This window comes from Streptococcus sp. 2154 (assembly GCF_013277255.1).
Taxonomy (GTDB): domain Bacteria; phylum Bacillota; class Bacilli; order Lactobacillales; family Streptococcaceae; genus Streptococcus; species Streptococcus pseudopneumoniae.
Window position 1 is genome coordinate 1 of the sequence record NZ_VMMK01000017.1, and the last position, 14817, is coordinate 14817.

Here is a 14817-nt window from a genome sequence, read left to right on the forward strand (position 1 = left end):
TTTTTTGAAATGACCTTCATCTGCTTTAAAGCTGCCCATACTGAAGGGATAGCACAATCAAAATGTGCCGCAATTTCCCGTAAAAAAGCATCTGGATGAGCCTCTACAAAGGATTTCAATTCCTCTAAAGGAATCTTTCGGTTTTTGACGACTCGCTTTTTCATCTCTAAGTGTCCTTGTTCACGTAAGTTCTTTTTCCATGTGAAGAGAGTTCTGACGCCGACATCAAAAACCTTGGCTGCCTCGACATGGCTGTGCCCCTCTTTGATGTAATCTAATGCTCGCTGTTTAAAATCTGTACTATATGCCATAGCTTTATTATAGCATGCTTGTTTGAAACTAAGCAACTATAACATTTTCCAAGGTAAATAATTAGAATGGTGTTCTAATACAGACACGCCTAATTTACCTTTATTATATTTTATAGACCTACTAAGTAAGTTATAAGCCTCCGTAGCACTTTTAGTGAAAAGCACATTGCAGTTACTGGCACTTAGAAAATTTTTAATTTTTTTCTTAACAGCCTCATATTCATTAGAAAAAATTAAATCATTTTTTGAATTATGTCTCTTAATGTTTATTGGAATTCCTGAATAAACTTCTGTTAATTTATTAACAACAGCTTTTGGCTTGGGAACTGTAGCTGCATTATCAAAATAAATAATATCTGATGTTTGAAAAGAAAATAAATTCCTCAACATATTTCACCACTTTGAAAATCTACTACCATTAAAAATTTCTACTTCCTAAGATTTAAAATTCGATTTATGTAATACATTGTATTGGCACATCTTTTTGGGAAATACAACTGAACCATTTAATACTACTACAGAAACTTCATCACTACTATGGCTTCTGCTGACTTCTCATGATTCCTTGTTACTATGCTTTAGGCGCTCATGAAACCTCACGGAATCAGTCCCAGATCTTTCTTCCTTTATAACAGAGGACGTTAAAAGGTTACAGTGAAAATAGGAAATCGGACGCAGAGTCTTTGGACTCTAGGAAGATTTATCTTTTTCACACAAACCTTAGTCCGAATTCAATTACTTTCATGACTTACAGATATAAGTTACGACTACCTATATAAACTTTAGAGTTCTTGGCTATCTCATCTGCTAGATAGGCTTTCCTAGCACCTCTCTGTTCCTAGAACCAGGATTTCGCTATTCTTTCCTCTAACGTTTTTTACTCTAACGTCAGGGTCTATCTCCAGACCGTCTTCGTCCGCTACCTCACGATAGTCAGGATTGAGGGGCGCTGTTGGGTTCATCGGTAGCTAGTGCCCACAGAGGACTTGTTCCTCAGATGTAGGCCATGACCCGTCGTACCTAAAAAACTATCCGACCTTGACTTAAGACCAGATAGTTCATCATTTTTATTTTTCAGCTGTAAGGGCAGCCATTGTGATGTAGTTGTATGGTTTGTTGAAGTGTGGCAAGAAGAAGAGGTCTGTCAATGCCAATTTATCAATTGTTACATGCTCTTGGATAGCAAGTGAGAACATGTGAATTCCCATGCTGATTGAAATATCGTGTGAAACCATTTGGGCACCAAGAATTTCACGGCTATCTTTGTCAAAGACAATCTTAATCGCTACTTCATGGTTATCGTGTTTCATGAATTCTGGTTTTTGAAGATCGTTAAATCCTGTCTCAGTCGCATTGTAACCTGCAGCTTTTGCTTTTTCAAGAGTCAAACCAGTTGAAACCATGTGAAGACCATAGATTGAGATACCGTTTGAACCTTGAACACCGATTCCTTCCAATTCATGTCCACAAGCATTGTAGGCACCAACGATACCAGTACGAACTGCGTTTGAAGCAAGGGCGATGTAGCTTGTGTCTTTACGAGCATTATCATAGACAGTCGCACAGTCACCAACTGCAAATACACCTGGAATTGAAGTTTCTTGTTTCTTATCTACAAGGAAAGCACCATTTCGGAAGAGTTCAATCTTACCGTCAGCAAGAGCTGTGTTAGGACGGAAACCAACCGCAAGAACAACCATATCCACATCAAAAGTTTCTTTATCGGTAATCAAGCGTTCAACTTTACCGTCACCTTCGATTGCTTTAACAGTTTGACCAAGAGCCAAGCGGATGTTGTGGTCTTCCAAGTTCTTCGCCATCATTTGTGTAAAGTCTTTGTCATAGTAACCGTTCAAGACAGTATCAACGATATCGACAAGGACAACTTCTTTTCCAAGACGCTCAAAGGCTTCAGCAAGTTCAACACCAATGTAACCACCACCAACAACGGCGATACGGTCAAGGTGTTGGCTCTTGTCAGCAAGTTTATTGATCACTTCTTCAGCGTTTTGGTACAATTTCACGAATTGTACGTTTTCAAGAGTTGCTTTAAATTCGCGGTTTCCTTTAAGAATTTCAACACCTTCTATTGGTGGCAAGATTGGTGTAGAACCTGTAGCGAAAATCAATTTCTCGTATGATTCTTTGTGCTCTTTTCCTTCAACTTCGGCTGTGACTACTTTGTTATCATAGTCGATTGAAAGAACAGGTGAGTTCATGTAAACCTTAGCACCTTTAGCTTCCAATTTTTCTTTATCAGAATAGAACAAGCCTTCAGCACCGTCAATTTGATTACCAATCCAAAGAGCCATTCCACATCCTAGGAAAGAGATGCTAGAGTTTTGGTCAAATACAACAATTTCGTTCTCATTTCCAAAATTATCCAACATAGTATTAATACATGCTGTACCAGCATGGTTAGCACCGACTACAACAATTTTACTCATAAAAAATTTCCTACTTTCATTCTAAATTTACCTTACTAGTATACCATTTATTGTCAGCGTTTACCAGAGGTTTGCTATTACTTTATCATTTTTTATCAAAAACAATTCTCCATTTATCCTAATTTCAAGCCTAATGAATTTTTTTAAGCATATTTCTTGACTTTTTCCAAATTTAATTTATGAAAATTCTAGCTTTATGGTATTATAATAACATGAAAATAAAATACAAGGTCTTCCATTTATATAATTATTTGATATTGCAACTTATTTTCTACAAAAGAAAAAAGTTGCTAGCTTGCCTCTTCGTTCACATTCTGAACTCCTAACGGGAACCACTATCACTATTTCATTAGTTAATGAGTGAGCAGATATCTTACTCTAAAAATCCTTTGATTTGCTCAAAAAGCTTGAATACCATTTCAATGCCAATAGTCAAGAATCTGAGTTGATGGAAATCAATTATCAAGCAGGAATAGCCCCCGTCACTGTTCATCCAGACCTGTTTGAACTGATTTCACTTGGTTTAGAGCATAGCCTAGCACTCTATAGCCAGCTCAACATCAGTATTGATCCCCTAATTCAAACCTGGCGCATTGGTTTTTCAGATGCCAAAGCTGCACAACCTCAAGAAATTGAAGCGGTGCTGTCTCTAATCAATCCTCATGATATCGAGTTAGATTCTTCTACTTCCATTGTATTCTTAAAGCAGAAAGGAATGAAAATCGATTTAGGTTGTTTAGTCAAGGGTTATAGTGCAGATAAAGGGTGCCCAATTTCTTAGAAAAGAGGGTATGACTTCTGCCTTGATCAATCTGGGAGGGAGTATCCTGACCATTGGAAAAAATCAGGCAAGAGGGGATAACCCTTGGCAAATCGAGATTCAAGATTCAGCCAATCCGAGGGGAAATCACTTAATGGCCATTCCCGTTGTCAATCAATCTGTCGTGACTTCAGGCATTTATGAACGTCACCTGACAGTCGATGGACAAGATTACCATCACATTTTTGACAATAGACTTCCTGCAAAACTAGAATCCTAGTTCATGATTGATAATACCAACAATCAAATTCATTCGTAATCCGAAGCGTTTACGATGATTTCGATAGGTTGTTGAAAATATTGTAAACGTTTTCATAGTGAAATGAAATAAGAACAGGACAAATCAATCAAGATAGTCAAATCGATTTCTAACAATGTTTTAGAAGTAGAGGTGTACTATTCTAGTTTCAATCTACTATACTTTGTCAAAAATACTCTCAACCTTGATTCTCTCCTTAGATAGCGCATGGTTACAGGCTTTATCTTCAGCTGTTAGCGGCTTGAGTTTGCTAGATTTACGTGGAGTTTGTGCTTGAGGATATATCTTCATGATTCCTTGATAAGCACTGTCAGCCAAGATTTTACCAGCTTGTCCGATATCTCTGCGACTCATTTTGAACAACTTCATATCATGACAATAGTTCACAGCGATCTCCAAAGAAACAATTCTCCCTTGACTTGTGACAATCGCTTGAGCCTTCATAGCGTGAAATTTCTTTTTACCAGAATCATTCGCTAATTGTTTTTTTAGGGCGATTGATTTTTACTTCCGTCGCATCAATCATTACCGTGTCCTCAGAACTGAGAGGAGTTCTTGAAATCGTAACACCACTTTGAACAAGAGTTACTTCAACCCATTGGCTCCGACGGATTAAGTTGCTTTCGTGGATACCAAAATCAGCCGCAATTTGTTCATAAGTTCGATATTCTCGCACATATTGAAGAGTGGCCATAAGAAGGTCTTCTAGGCTTAATTTAGGTTTTTATCCATCTTTTGCGTGTTTAATTTTTAATACAGCTAACATCTCTTCAAAAGTCGTGCGCTGAACACCAACAAGACGATTAAATTGTGCATCAGTTAGTTGTTTACTTGCTTCATCATTCATAGAACTATTATACCATATTTTGTTTCGCAGGAAGTCTAATAATAATATTTATCTTTCCTATCGAACACTTTCTATTTCCCAACTTTTCCAACCTTTAAACCGTATAGCTCCTTGTTGGTCAGTTCGGTAAACTTTGCTATTGATACCTTCCAGTCGGGTCAAAGTTTCCTGATGGGGGAGTTTCGTTCGATTGTTCTTTCCAACTGAGATGAGAGTGATCTCTGGTTTGAGCTGTTCTAGAAAGGATGAACTTGATGATTTTTTAGAGCCATGTTGGCTAGCTTTCAAAACATCCACCTCTAGGTCAGGATATTGCTTCAGCAAGTCCTTCTCTCCTTTCTCCTCCAAATTTCCTGTGAAGAGAAAGTACTTATCCAAAAGTTTCCCATACAGAACTAGGGAATCATCATAACCTCCACCTCCCATTTTCCTTGGAGATAGGATTTCTAACTGACTTCCAAAAATTGCCAAGTTCTCTCCTGTTGTCACACTGCGTACCTTGGTTTGAGTTGCCTGTAGTTCTGCAACAATTTCCTTCTGTTTCAAACTACCTTTGGACACTAAAATTTCGCCTACATGGAAAGCCTTGGTCACCTCCAACAAATCTCCAACATGTTCCTTGTCTGTATTTGTCAAAATCAGCTGGTCAATCTTGGCCACTCCTCGACTTTTAAGATAGGGTATCAAGTTTCTCTGTGAATTGCTGGTCGTCGTCTTTTCTTGCCATTTTTCGATTTTGTTATCAGATTCTGCCTTGCCACCTACATCTATGAGAATGGTTTTACCAGTTACATCCCGTAGGAAAAGACTTTCGCCTTGCCCAACATCCATCATAGTGATTTCATTTTCCAGTGGATGCTTGGTAAGGAAAAAGAGACCTGTAACCAATAAGCTCAATACCGTTAGCCTTTTAATGTTTTTCCTCAAATCATAGACCAAAGCCAAGGAAATTAATAGTAGTATCAACAGCCATGCATTGGGTTGTCCAAAGACCAGAGGTCTACTTGCCACCTGTGATACCAAGCGAATCATCCCCTCCAACCATTCAAAAATAAAATTCAGCTGAATGACTGGATAGAGAAAGGAAAGGGCAAATAAGATGGACAAGAGCGGTAAAAAGACCAAGTCAAATAGAAAGGAAAAGACGAAGGTCAAAAGGATGGACCAAGGTTGAAATTCTGCAAAATAGAAGGATAAAATGGGTAATATTCCCAAGGAAATGACTAGACTTTCTCTGGCAACAGCCTTGAGTCTATCCTCTTCTTTGCCGGTCATGGTCAGGATAAAAGCATAAGCGCAGGACAAGACTCCTCCTGCTGTCAAGAAAAGGTTGGGCATGACAATAAAGAGAATGAGCACCGTTAAGGCAAAATTATCCAAGCCCTTAACACCATGTTGAGCCAGTAACTTTTGCAGGAGACTGCGAATGACCGAGGCTGAAAATCCTGTCAGCCCTGCGTAGATAAGGGAAAAGGGATAAATCAGCCATTTCAACTTTTCTTGGGTCAAGCCCAATCGAAAGAGAAGTTTCTTAAATCCATCCATGAAAAAGCCTACCTGCATACCCGACAAGGCAAAGAGGTGGATAATTCCTAGACTGGAATAAAGCTCATTCATCTCCTCAAAATCTGTGTCCAGATGCCCTAACAAGAGACCTGTCATGTAATTGCGCATAGGGTCTGGAAAATGCGTCTTAATCCAAACTACAGCCTTACGGCGTAAACTGGACAGGTTTTCACCTATATCCCAACTGCCGACTTTTTGAAGCGACTGGATTCTTTTGATATTGAGAGTCTGGTAAATCCCCTGAGTCTTCAGATAGGCTTGATAGTCAAAGCCACCAAAATTTCTCTGCCCTTCTGGCTCCGAAAGCTTCCCTTCTAGTTCTATATCATAAAGGTCTGTCAAGGCTTGAAAGGCTTCTTTCTCCTCCTCGGACTGGAGTTTATAATAAACTTGAAAAATACGTCCATCAGACTTGCCACGAAAGGATAAGCTATCACCATTAACCTTAATAGTATCAGGCAAAATCCGTACCCTTTCAACATAATGCGCCAAATGTTGACTCGCTTGACTCTGTTGCCAATTTTGAAACAGAAACCAAAATCCAAAGATTCCGCAAATTACTAGAACTTTTCCAACAGACTTCAACGGAAATTGGATAAAGAGACAGACTAGCAGAAAAACAAAGCACAACAAAGCAAGATAGGATGAAGAAAAAATGGCGTAGTAAAGCCAGAGCAATAGAAAACTCAGGTAAATTAGGGGAATAGAGAAATTCTTAATCCACTGTAACATAGTCTTTTAACTTTTCTATAGTCTTGGCACCAATGCCAGAGACCTTTTTGAGCTCGTCTACTGACTTGAATTCCCCATTTGACTCACGATGGTCGATAATGTCCTGAGCTCGTTTTCCTCCCAGTCCCTTGACCTGTTTAAGCTCTTCCAGACTGGCCTTGTTAATATTGACCTTCTTTTCCTTGCTTGTTGAAGAAGCCGTCCCAGAACCTGCCTGCTGACTAGCTGATTCTTCTCCCTTAGTTGGAACATAAACCAGAGCCTCATCACTAATTTTCTGAGCTAGATTAAGCGACTTGCTGTCTGCTTGCTCTGTCAAGCCACCAGCCTTCTGAACAGCGTCATTGACTCTACTACCTACAGGCAAATCATAAATTCCTGGTGCTTTAACAGCTCCTTTTACATCTACTGTGATTAAATCTTTTTCAACAGGTTCTTCCTTTTCTTCCTTTTTCACTTCCTTTTCGGTCGATGAATCCTTGGAAACAGCTACAACTTCTGCCTGTAAATTCCTTTCTTTTACAGGTGTTTGTGGAGCTGGTTTTAGCAGGAAAAATCCGCCTACAAGCAGGCCCAGACCAGTACAGATGACAATGATTTTATACTCTTTGATTTTCTCGATAATTGCTTCCATATTTTCTCCTCTCTTAGATTATTCGTAAGAGGAAGAAAAAACAGTCGAAAATTTCTTATCAACTGCTTATTTATTTGCAAAATAGTCTTCCTTGGTCAAGGCATAATGAACTCTTGTCACGATTCGGCCTTCTTCATGCTGGTCCATACAAGCATAAGCTTCTTCGTGGGAAAAACGCATGCCTGATTTCTCCATGACCTTTCCTGACGCGGGATTAGCCTTATCGTGTAAAGCAACTAACTTATTCATTCCTATCTTCTCAAAAGCTAGCTCAATTACGGCACGATTGGCTTCTGTCATCAATCCTTGATTCCAATACTTTTTATTGATAATGTAGCCAATAGCTGCCTTCTTAAGAACAGGATCAATCTTGTGCAAGTCAATGGTTCCGATAAACTTGCCGTTATCTTTTAATTCAATCCCCCAGCGTCCCAAGGGATTAGCCAAGTAGAACTGAGCAATATTATTCTTGGTTTCTTCTACATTTTGATTGGTTGAAAAAGTGTAACGTGTATTATCCTTGTCCGAGGCATAGTCAAACATTGCTTCCGCATCATTCAAAGTTACAGGTCTAAGCAACAAACGCTCTGTCTCGACTATGGGATACTGAGCTAGTTTTAAAAAGATTGATTCCATACGTTTCTTCCACTTGAAACCTTTCTAATCTAATATAAGGATATTGAATAAAACATTTAAAAAGCAAACTTATAGTAGATTGAAATAAGATATAAACAAATCAATCAGGAAAGTCAAATTAATTTCTAAAAATGTTTTAGCAGTCACAACGTACTATTCTAGCTTCAATCTACTATAGATTTAGTATTGAGATAACTTTAAGTACAAAAGAACTATCCTTCATATAGAGGTTGAGGATCTAATTCTTCACTCTCTTCTTTTTTAACCGGTTCTGGTTCATAAGCTCGGATAATCTGAGCAACAACTGGATGGCGAACCACATCCTTGGCTGAAAAATGAACAAAGTCAATTTGGTGAATATTCTTGAGCTTTTCCTGGGCATCAATCAAACCGGACTTGACATTACGCGGAAGGTCAATCTGACTGATATCTCCATTGACAATCATCTTAGAATTAAAGCCTAAACGCGTCAAAAACATCTTCATCTGCATGATAGTCGTATTTTGCGCCTCATCGAGAATGACAAAGGCATCATCCAAGGTACGTCCACGCATATAGGCAAGGGGCGCAATCTCGATAATTTCACGCTCCATGAGACGAGTCGTTTGGTCTTTCCCCAAAATCTGATACAAGGCATCATAAACAGGGCGAAGGTAAGGATCCACCTTCTCCTTGAGATCACCCGGAAGAAAACCTAGACTCTCGCCAGCTTCCACCGCTGGACGTGTCAGGATAATCCGCTTGACTTGCCCACGTTTAAGAGCTGTCACTGCCAAGGTCACTGCAAGGAAGGTCTTCCCTGTACCTGCTGGCCCAATTCCAAAGGTCACATCATGCTGTTTAACACTGTCCACATAAAGTTTTTGACCCAGTGTTTTGACACGGATAGGTTTCCCAGTATTGTCCTTGATGATTTCTTCTTCGTAAAGGGCGACAAACTTGTCGATTTCATCATTTTTGACCATGCTAATCGCAGTGACCACATCTGGTGTGCCGACTGTCATTCCACGATTTACCAAGACCATCAAAGCCTGAATAACCTGACGGGCTTCCTCACAAGCAGTCTCCTCTCCCAAAACCTGGACAATCTCCGTACGAGCATGAATCACCACATCAAGCTCTTCTTCCATCAAACGAAGATGGCGTTCATTGGAACCAAAAAGATGAAACAGGTCATCTGGATGACTCAGTTGAATGTCTATTGAATGTTCCTTCAAATAAAGAACCTCTCTAATCCTTTTATTTCTTTTTATTATAGCAAAGGGGCGGAGAAATTACTAGCCCAAACCTAGTGAATCATGCTAGTGTTCTAAGTATTCTTGCCAGATGGCGTCAAAGTCTCCTAGGTTAAAAGAGAAACTGGCATGTTCTTCCAAAAAGCGACTGACCTCATCAAAATCGTCTGTGTATTTTGGAAAAGCTGACTCTTCAAAAGCGAGGTCTGCCAATATAGCCTTGGGACTGTTGCTTTTAGGATTGCGCTCGGTCATGAGCCAAGTGTAAAATGATTTTCTCATATGCCACCCTAAATCAACTCTGTCCCAAACTGGTCTTGCTTGATTTTACCAGCCTTCATTAAACCACCGAGTGCTTTCTTGAACTGACCTTTAGAAATACCAAAGGTTGCCTTGATGTCGTCTGGAGATGACTTATCATTTAAGGTCATAAAACCGCCATTGCTTTCCAAATAAGTCAAAATCATCTGGGCATCATTTTCCAACATCTCAAAAGAACGTGGTTTAAGGGAAAGGTTCAGAGTGCGGTCCACTTCACGGAAACCAATGACACGCGCATCTAAGACTTGACCCAAACGTGGCTCTGTATAGCGTTCGCTAGGATGGATAAAGCCAAGCATGTTATTTTCTGGCAGGTAAACAAAAGTTCCTGACAGTTTGAGACGGTAAACAATGGCTGGCCAGTTTTGGTTCTGCATATTGTTGTAGGCAGGACGAGCCAGACGTTGGAAGTCTTCTTGATAAGCCAAGAGTCCCCAGATACGGTCTTTCTTGTCCACTTCAAGACGGATGTAGAGTTGGTCGTCCTTCTTAGGCCAGAGTTCCTTGAGCTCAGGGAGAATATCGAGTGACACAACGATTTCCTTGTCAGGAAGACCTGTATCCACAAAGACACCCAAGTCCTTGCGCACCTCTGTGACACGTCCCCAACCAAATTGATCCTGAGTGGCAGTTACTTCTAAAGTGGTCAAGCGGAGCTTTTGCTTCATATCCGTGTAGGCAAAACCTTTAACCGTATCCCCTACTGTATGTTGACCTTCTTCCTTGGTAAGAGCATAGGTCTGGCCATCCTTTTGCACAAAGTAAAAACGGTCGTTTTCATCGATGATGAGTCCAACGATAAAACTTGCAAGATTTGTATTCATATTTCCTTCTTTCGAACAAAACTCAGCCAGCAATGCCAACTGAGTTTTTCTGTTTATTTTTAGACTTCCAAGAGTTCTTTCTCTTTGTTGGCAGTCATGTCGTCGATGTGTTTAACAGCATCATCTGTTACTTTTTGAATGTCTTTTTCAAGAGTCTTCAATTCGTCTTCAGTGATTTCTTTTGCTTTTTCTTGTTTCTTAGCTTCATCCATAGCGTCACGACGGATATTACGGACAGCCACTTTAGCATTCTCACCGACCTTCTTCACTTCTTTAGCAAGGTCACGACGAGTTTCTTCTGTAAGTGCAGGGATAACCAAACGAATAACAGAACCGTCGTTAGCTGGTGTGATACCAAGATCAGAAGCGTTCAAGGCACGTTCGATGTCTTTCAATGAAGACTTGTCAAATGGGGTTACCAACAAAACACGCGCTTCTGGAATCGTAATTGAAGCAATTTGGTTAAGAGGAGTTTCGACTCCATAGTATTCTACATGTACACGGTCAAGCAAGCTTGCATTGGCACGTCCAGCACGGATACCACCAAATTCACGAGCAAGTGATTGGTGAGACTGGGTCATTCTCTCTTTAGCTTTTTCAATAATTGCGTTAGCCATAATCTTTCTTATTCCTTTTCTTCGATATTATTTGAAACTGTTGTTCCGATATTTTCACCAAATACGACACGTTTGATGTTGCCTGGTTGGTTCATGTTGAAGACAACCAAGTCAATGTCGTTATCCATTGAGAGGGTTGAAGCTGTTGAGTCCATGATACGGAGACCTTTATTGATAACGTCACGGTGGGTCAATTCTTCAAACTTAACAGCTGTCTTGTCTTTCTTAGGATCGGCATTGTACACACCATCTACACCATTTTTAGCCATAAGAATGGCATCTGCTTCGATTTCAGCTGCACGAAGGGACGCTGTTGTATCTGTTGAGAAGTATGGTGAACCAATTCCGGCACCAAAGATAACGATACGGCCTTTTTCAAGGTGACGAAGGGCACGTCCACGTACGTAAGGCTCTGCCACTTGTTGCATTGCAATGGCTGTTTGCACACGCGTATCAACCCCAACTTGTTGCAATGAATCTGCCATCACAAGAGCATTCATAACAGTCCCAAGCATTCCTGTGTAATCTGCCTGAACGCGGTCCATTCCTGCTTCTGCAGCAGGTTCACCACGCCAGAGATTTCCTCCACCAATAACAAGGGCAATTTCGATACCTAAGCTATGAACTTCTTCAATCTCTTTTGCGATTGTTTGAACTGTTTGGATATCAATCCCTACGCCACGTTCACCGGCAAGGGCTTCACCTGATAACTTGATTAAAATACGTTTATACTTGGGATTCGCCATTTTCACTCTCCTTCTTTTATCCTACCTATTCTATCACAATTTCTAAGATTTTTATAGTATCATGAGCAATTCTTTCAAAAAAATTAGACAGTCAAAAATTCCTCTAAGTCGGCAAGGGCACGCTCTGCAATTTTTTCATAACGAGCCTTCTTATCACGGATACGCTCGCCTTCCAACTCCTTGATGATCCCAAAATTGACATTCATTGGTTGGAAATGTTTGCTGTCGGCATGGGTAATGTAATGAGCTAAGCTTCCAATCGCTGTCGTCTCGGGGAAAATAACCTCGCTTTCTTCCTTGAAGAGACGAGCTGCGTTAATTCCCGCAACTAAGCCCGAAGCCGCCGACTCAACATAGCCTTCCACACCCGTCATCTGACCAGCAAAGAAGAGATTTGGTTGTTTCTTAGAACGGTAGGTCTGCTCCAGAAGATTTGGTGAATCCATGTAAGAATTGCGGTGCATGACCCCATAACGAACAAACTCCGCATTTTCAAGACCTGGAATCATTTGGAAAACGCGCTTTTGCTCTCCCCATTTAAGGTGGGTTTGGAAACCGACGATATTATAGAGGCTACCAGCTGCATTGTCCTGACGAAGTTGAACCACCGCATAAGGGGTTTTAAATTCTCCATCACGAGGACCTGTGTAGTCGTCTGGATACTCAAGACCGACTGGTTTCATAGGACCATAAAGCATAGTTTTAATGCCTCGTTTGGCCATGACTTCGATTGGCATACATCCTTCAAAGTACTTTTCTTTTTCAAAAGAATTGAGCGGTGCTTCTTCCGCATTGACCAAGGCTTCATGGAAATCCATAAACTCTTGCTTGGTCATTGGAGCATTGAGATAGGCTGCTTCTCCCTTATCATAACGAGATTTGAGATAGACCTTACTCATATCGATAGTGTTGACATCGATAATAGGCGCTGCTGCATCGTAGAAATAGAAGCCATCGCCATTATTAAGGGCATGAATCTTTTCAGCCAGGGCATCGCTAGTCAAGGGACCAGTCGCCACAACTGTAATAACATCTGTTGGCAATTCTGTAATTTCATCACGCACCACTTCAATCAAGGGGTGGTTGACCACTTTTTCGGTCACCATTTGAGAGAAACCATCACGATCCACCGCAAGGGCTCCACCGGCAGGAACACGTGTAGCCTCAGCAGATTCCAAGATAACAGAACCCAAGCGACGCATTTCTTCCTTGAGAAGACCAACTGCATTTGTCAAAGCATCCCCACGCAAAGAATTGGAACAAACCAACTCAGCAAAATTGTCTGTTTTGTGCTGAGGAGTCGACTTGACACCACGCATTTCATAAAGTTTAACTGGAATACCACGCTCTGCGATTTGGTAAGCTGCTTCAGAACCTGCCAAACCAGCACCGATAACATTGATATAAGATTGAGACACGACACTAATACCTCTTTGGGAGTGTGAAGTTAAGATTCACATTGAAAAAGCCAATCAGACTTACGAGCTTTCGAGTTTCTTGGCTCAGGCTGAAAAAGTCCATTGGACTTACTTCGCTCTCGAATTTCTTGGCTCAGGCTGAAAAAGTCCCCCAGACTTTCCTCGCTCTCGAATTTCTTGGCTCAAGCTGAAAAAGTCCCCCGGACTTTCCTCGCTCTCGAATTTCTTGGCTCAAGCTGAAAAAGTCCCCCGGACTTTTTCACTCCCACAAATCTTTCTATTTTTTTCTTCTACTAGTATAACAAAAAAAGGGAAGAAGGCAAACTTCCCTGTTTATACTAAATGAAAATCAAAGAGCAAACTAGCCGCAGGTTGCTCAAAGCACTGCTTTGAAGTTGTAGATAGAACTGACGAAGTCCAGCTCAAAACACTGTTTTGAGGTTGTGGATAGAACTGACGAAGTCAGTAACCACACCTACGACAAGGCGACGTTGACACGGTTTGAAGAGATTTTCGAAGAGTATTAGTCATTTTCTTGATTTTCTTCCCAATCATGGTAGGCAGCGTAGAGCTGGCTTTTATTCCACTGGTAAATCTTAGCGACTTCCTTGATAGCTTGATTTTTCTTCATGCCTTGCTGGATACGGGCTTGGATTTCTAAGAACAAGTCCTCCTCGTCTTTTTCCTCCACATCCTGACTGGCACCTTCAACAATGAGAAGGCATTCTCCTTTAAGTGGCGTTTCAGCAATGCTTTCCAATAACTCAGAAATGGTACCGCGTTGGTATTCTTCATAGATTTTAGTCAATTCCCTGACCAAGACAACCGAGCGGTTACCGTAGACTTCTAACATATTTTCCAACGTATCTGCTACACGATGAGGCGATTCATAGAAAATCTGAGTTTCAGGATAATCTTTTTTCGAGTCGAAAAATTGCTTTTGCTGGCCTGATTTTCTCGGTAAAAAGCCGTAAAAGATATGTGGTTGTGGCGCTAGACCACTGGCAATCAAGGCAGAAATTCCTGCAGAGGCACCTGGAACAGTCACAACTGCAATTTCTTCCTCAATAGCTGCCTTAACCAAATCATGACCAGGGTCTGAAATGCTAGGCAAACCGGCATCAGAGACCTGAGCAATACTTTGCCCTGCTTTCAAGAAACCAATCAAATCAGGAATTTTTTCCTTGGCATTGTGCTCATGAAAACTGATCTGCTTGGTGGAAATGTCAAAATGCTTGAGCAAAAGACCTGTATTGCGCGTATCCTCAGCAGCAATCCAGTCCACTTCTTTCAAGGTCTGGATAGCGCGAAAGGTCATATCATCTAGATTGCCAATCGGCGTTGCCACTAGATACAGCTTGCCATAGGGAAACTGCCCCTTAAAACTTTTTTGAATCTGCATGC

At 40.8% G+C, this 14817-nt stretch carries 13 protein-coding genes and 3 pseudogenes; 1 reads left to right on the top strand and 15 read right to left on the bottom strand.

All coding sequences use genetic code 11. The annotated features are described in order from the left end of the window. The 3 genes from HT693_RS01245 to HT693_RS01255 form a co-directional block, all read right to left on the bottom strand. Positions 1–311, bottom strand: a 311-nt coding sequence (locus tag HT693_RS01245) for an IS630 transposase-related protein (RefSeq protein WP_172924685.1), incomplete at its 3' end; no start/stop codon positions are given. Between the two features lie 36 nt (positions 312–347). Next, positions 348–701, bottom strand: coding sequence for an aminotransferase class V-fold PLP-dependent enzyme (locus HT693_RS01250; protein WP_000945718.1), 354 nt, complete (start codon positions 699–701; stop codon positions 348–350). 677 nt (positions 702–1378) lie between these two features. Next, the gene (locus HT693_RS01255; protein ID WP_000036801.1) at positions 1379–2758 is read right to left on the bottom strand and encodes an FAD-dependent oxidoreductase; all 1380 of its coding nucleotides are present in this window, start codon (positions 2756–2758) and stop codon (positions 1379–1381) included. A gap of 295 nt (positions 2759–3053) precedes the next feature. Between HT693_RS01255 and HT693_RS01260 the strand changes: the two are divergent. Beyond that, a pseudogene (locus tag HT693_RS01260) lies at positions 3054–3774 on the top strand (FAD:protein FMN transferase); the annotation flags it as partial. A 12-nt stretch (positions 3775–3786) separates the two neighbouring features. Here HT693_RS01260 and HT693_RS01265 read toward each other — a convergent pair. The 12 genes and pseudogenes from HT693_RS01265 to rsmI form a co-directional block, all read right to left on the bottom strand. Further along, positions 3787–3894, bottom strand: a pseudogene (locus HT693_RS01265) (IS5/IS1182 family transposase); the annotation flags it as partial. 102 nt (positions 3895–3996) lie between these two features. Further along, positions 3997–4684: pseudogene (locus HT693_RS01270) on the bottom strand (IS5 family transposase); the annotation flags it as partial. A 57-nt stretch (positions 4685–4741) separates the two neighbouring features. After that, positions 4742–6982: a DNA internalization-related competence protein ComEC/Rec2 gene (locus HT693_RS01275; protein WP_138704956.1), complete on the bottom strand. Its 2241-nt coding sequence runs from the start codon at positions 6980–6982 to the stop codon at positions 4742–4744. Beyond that, positions 6966–7616, bottom strand: coding sequence for a helix-hairpin-helix domain-containing protein (locus tag HT693_RS01280; RefSeq protein ID WP_023941390.1), 651 nt, complete (start codon positions 7614–7616; stop codon positions 6966–6968). Before HT693_RS01280 ends, HT693_RS01275 begins: the two co-directional genes overlap by 17 nt. A gap of 66 nt (positions 7617–7682) precedes the next feature. Next, complete coding sequence (locus HT693_RS01285) at positions 7683–8252, bottom strand: GNAT family N-acetyltransferase (RefSeq protein ID WP_172924687.1); 570 nt, start codon at positions 8250–8252, stop codon at positions 7683–7685. Between the two features lie 212 nt (positions 8253–8464). After that, positions 8465–9469, bottom strand: coding sequence for a PhoH family protein (locus tag HT693_RS01290; protein WP_138704957.1), 1005 nt, complete (start codon positions 9467–9469; stop codon positions 8465–8467). 84 nt (positions 9470–9553) lie between these two features. After that, positions 9554–9769 (bottom strand): YozE family protein, encoded by a 216-nt coding sequence (locus tag HT693_RS01295; protein ID WP_138704958.1) that lies wholly within the window; start codon positions 9767–9769, stop codon positions 9554–9556. Positions 9770–9777: 8 nt separating this feature from the next. Further along, positions 9778–10632, bottom strand: a complete 855-nt coding sequence (gene cvfB, locus HT693_RS01300) for an RNA-binding virulence regulatory protein CvfB (protein WP_138704959.1) — start codon at positions 10630–10632, stop codon at positions 9778–9780. A gap of 59 nt (positions 10633–10691) precedes the next feature. After that, positions 10692–11249, bottom strand: a complete 558-nt coding sequence (gene frr, locus HT693_RS01305) for a ribosome recycling factor (RefSeq protein ID WP_001262225.1) — start codon at positions 11247–11249, stop codon at positions 10692–10694. Positions 11250–11257: 8 nt separating this feature from the next. Next, entirely contained in the window at positions 11258–11995 is a 738-nt protein-coding gene (gene pyrH / locus HT693_RS01310) for a UMP kinase (protein WP_100104610.1), read from the bottom strand. Between the two features lie 83 nt (positions 11996–12078). After that, complete coding sequence (gene trmFO, locus HT693_RS01315) at positions 12079–13413, bottom strand: methylenetetrahydrofolate--tRNA-(uracil(54)-C(5))-methyltransferase (FADH(2)-oxidizing) TrmFO (RefSeq protein ID WP_000083731.1); 1335 nt, start codon at positions 13411–13413, stop codon at positions 12079–12081. A gap of 523 nt (positions 13414–13936) precedes the next feature. Continuing rightward, positions 13937–14815 (bottom strand): 16S rRNA (cytidine(1402)-2'-O)-methyltransferase, encoded by an 879-nt coding sequence (rsmI, locus tag HT693_RS01320; protein ID WP_023936951.1) that lies wholly within the window; start codon positions 14813–14815, stop codon positions 13937–13939. Between the last annotated feature and the right edge of the window lie 2 nt (positions 14816–14817).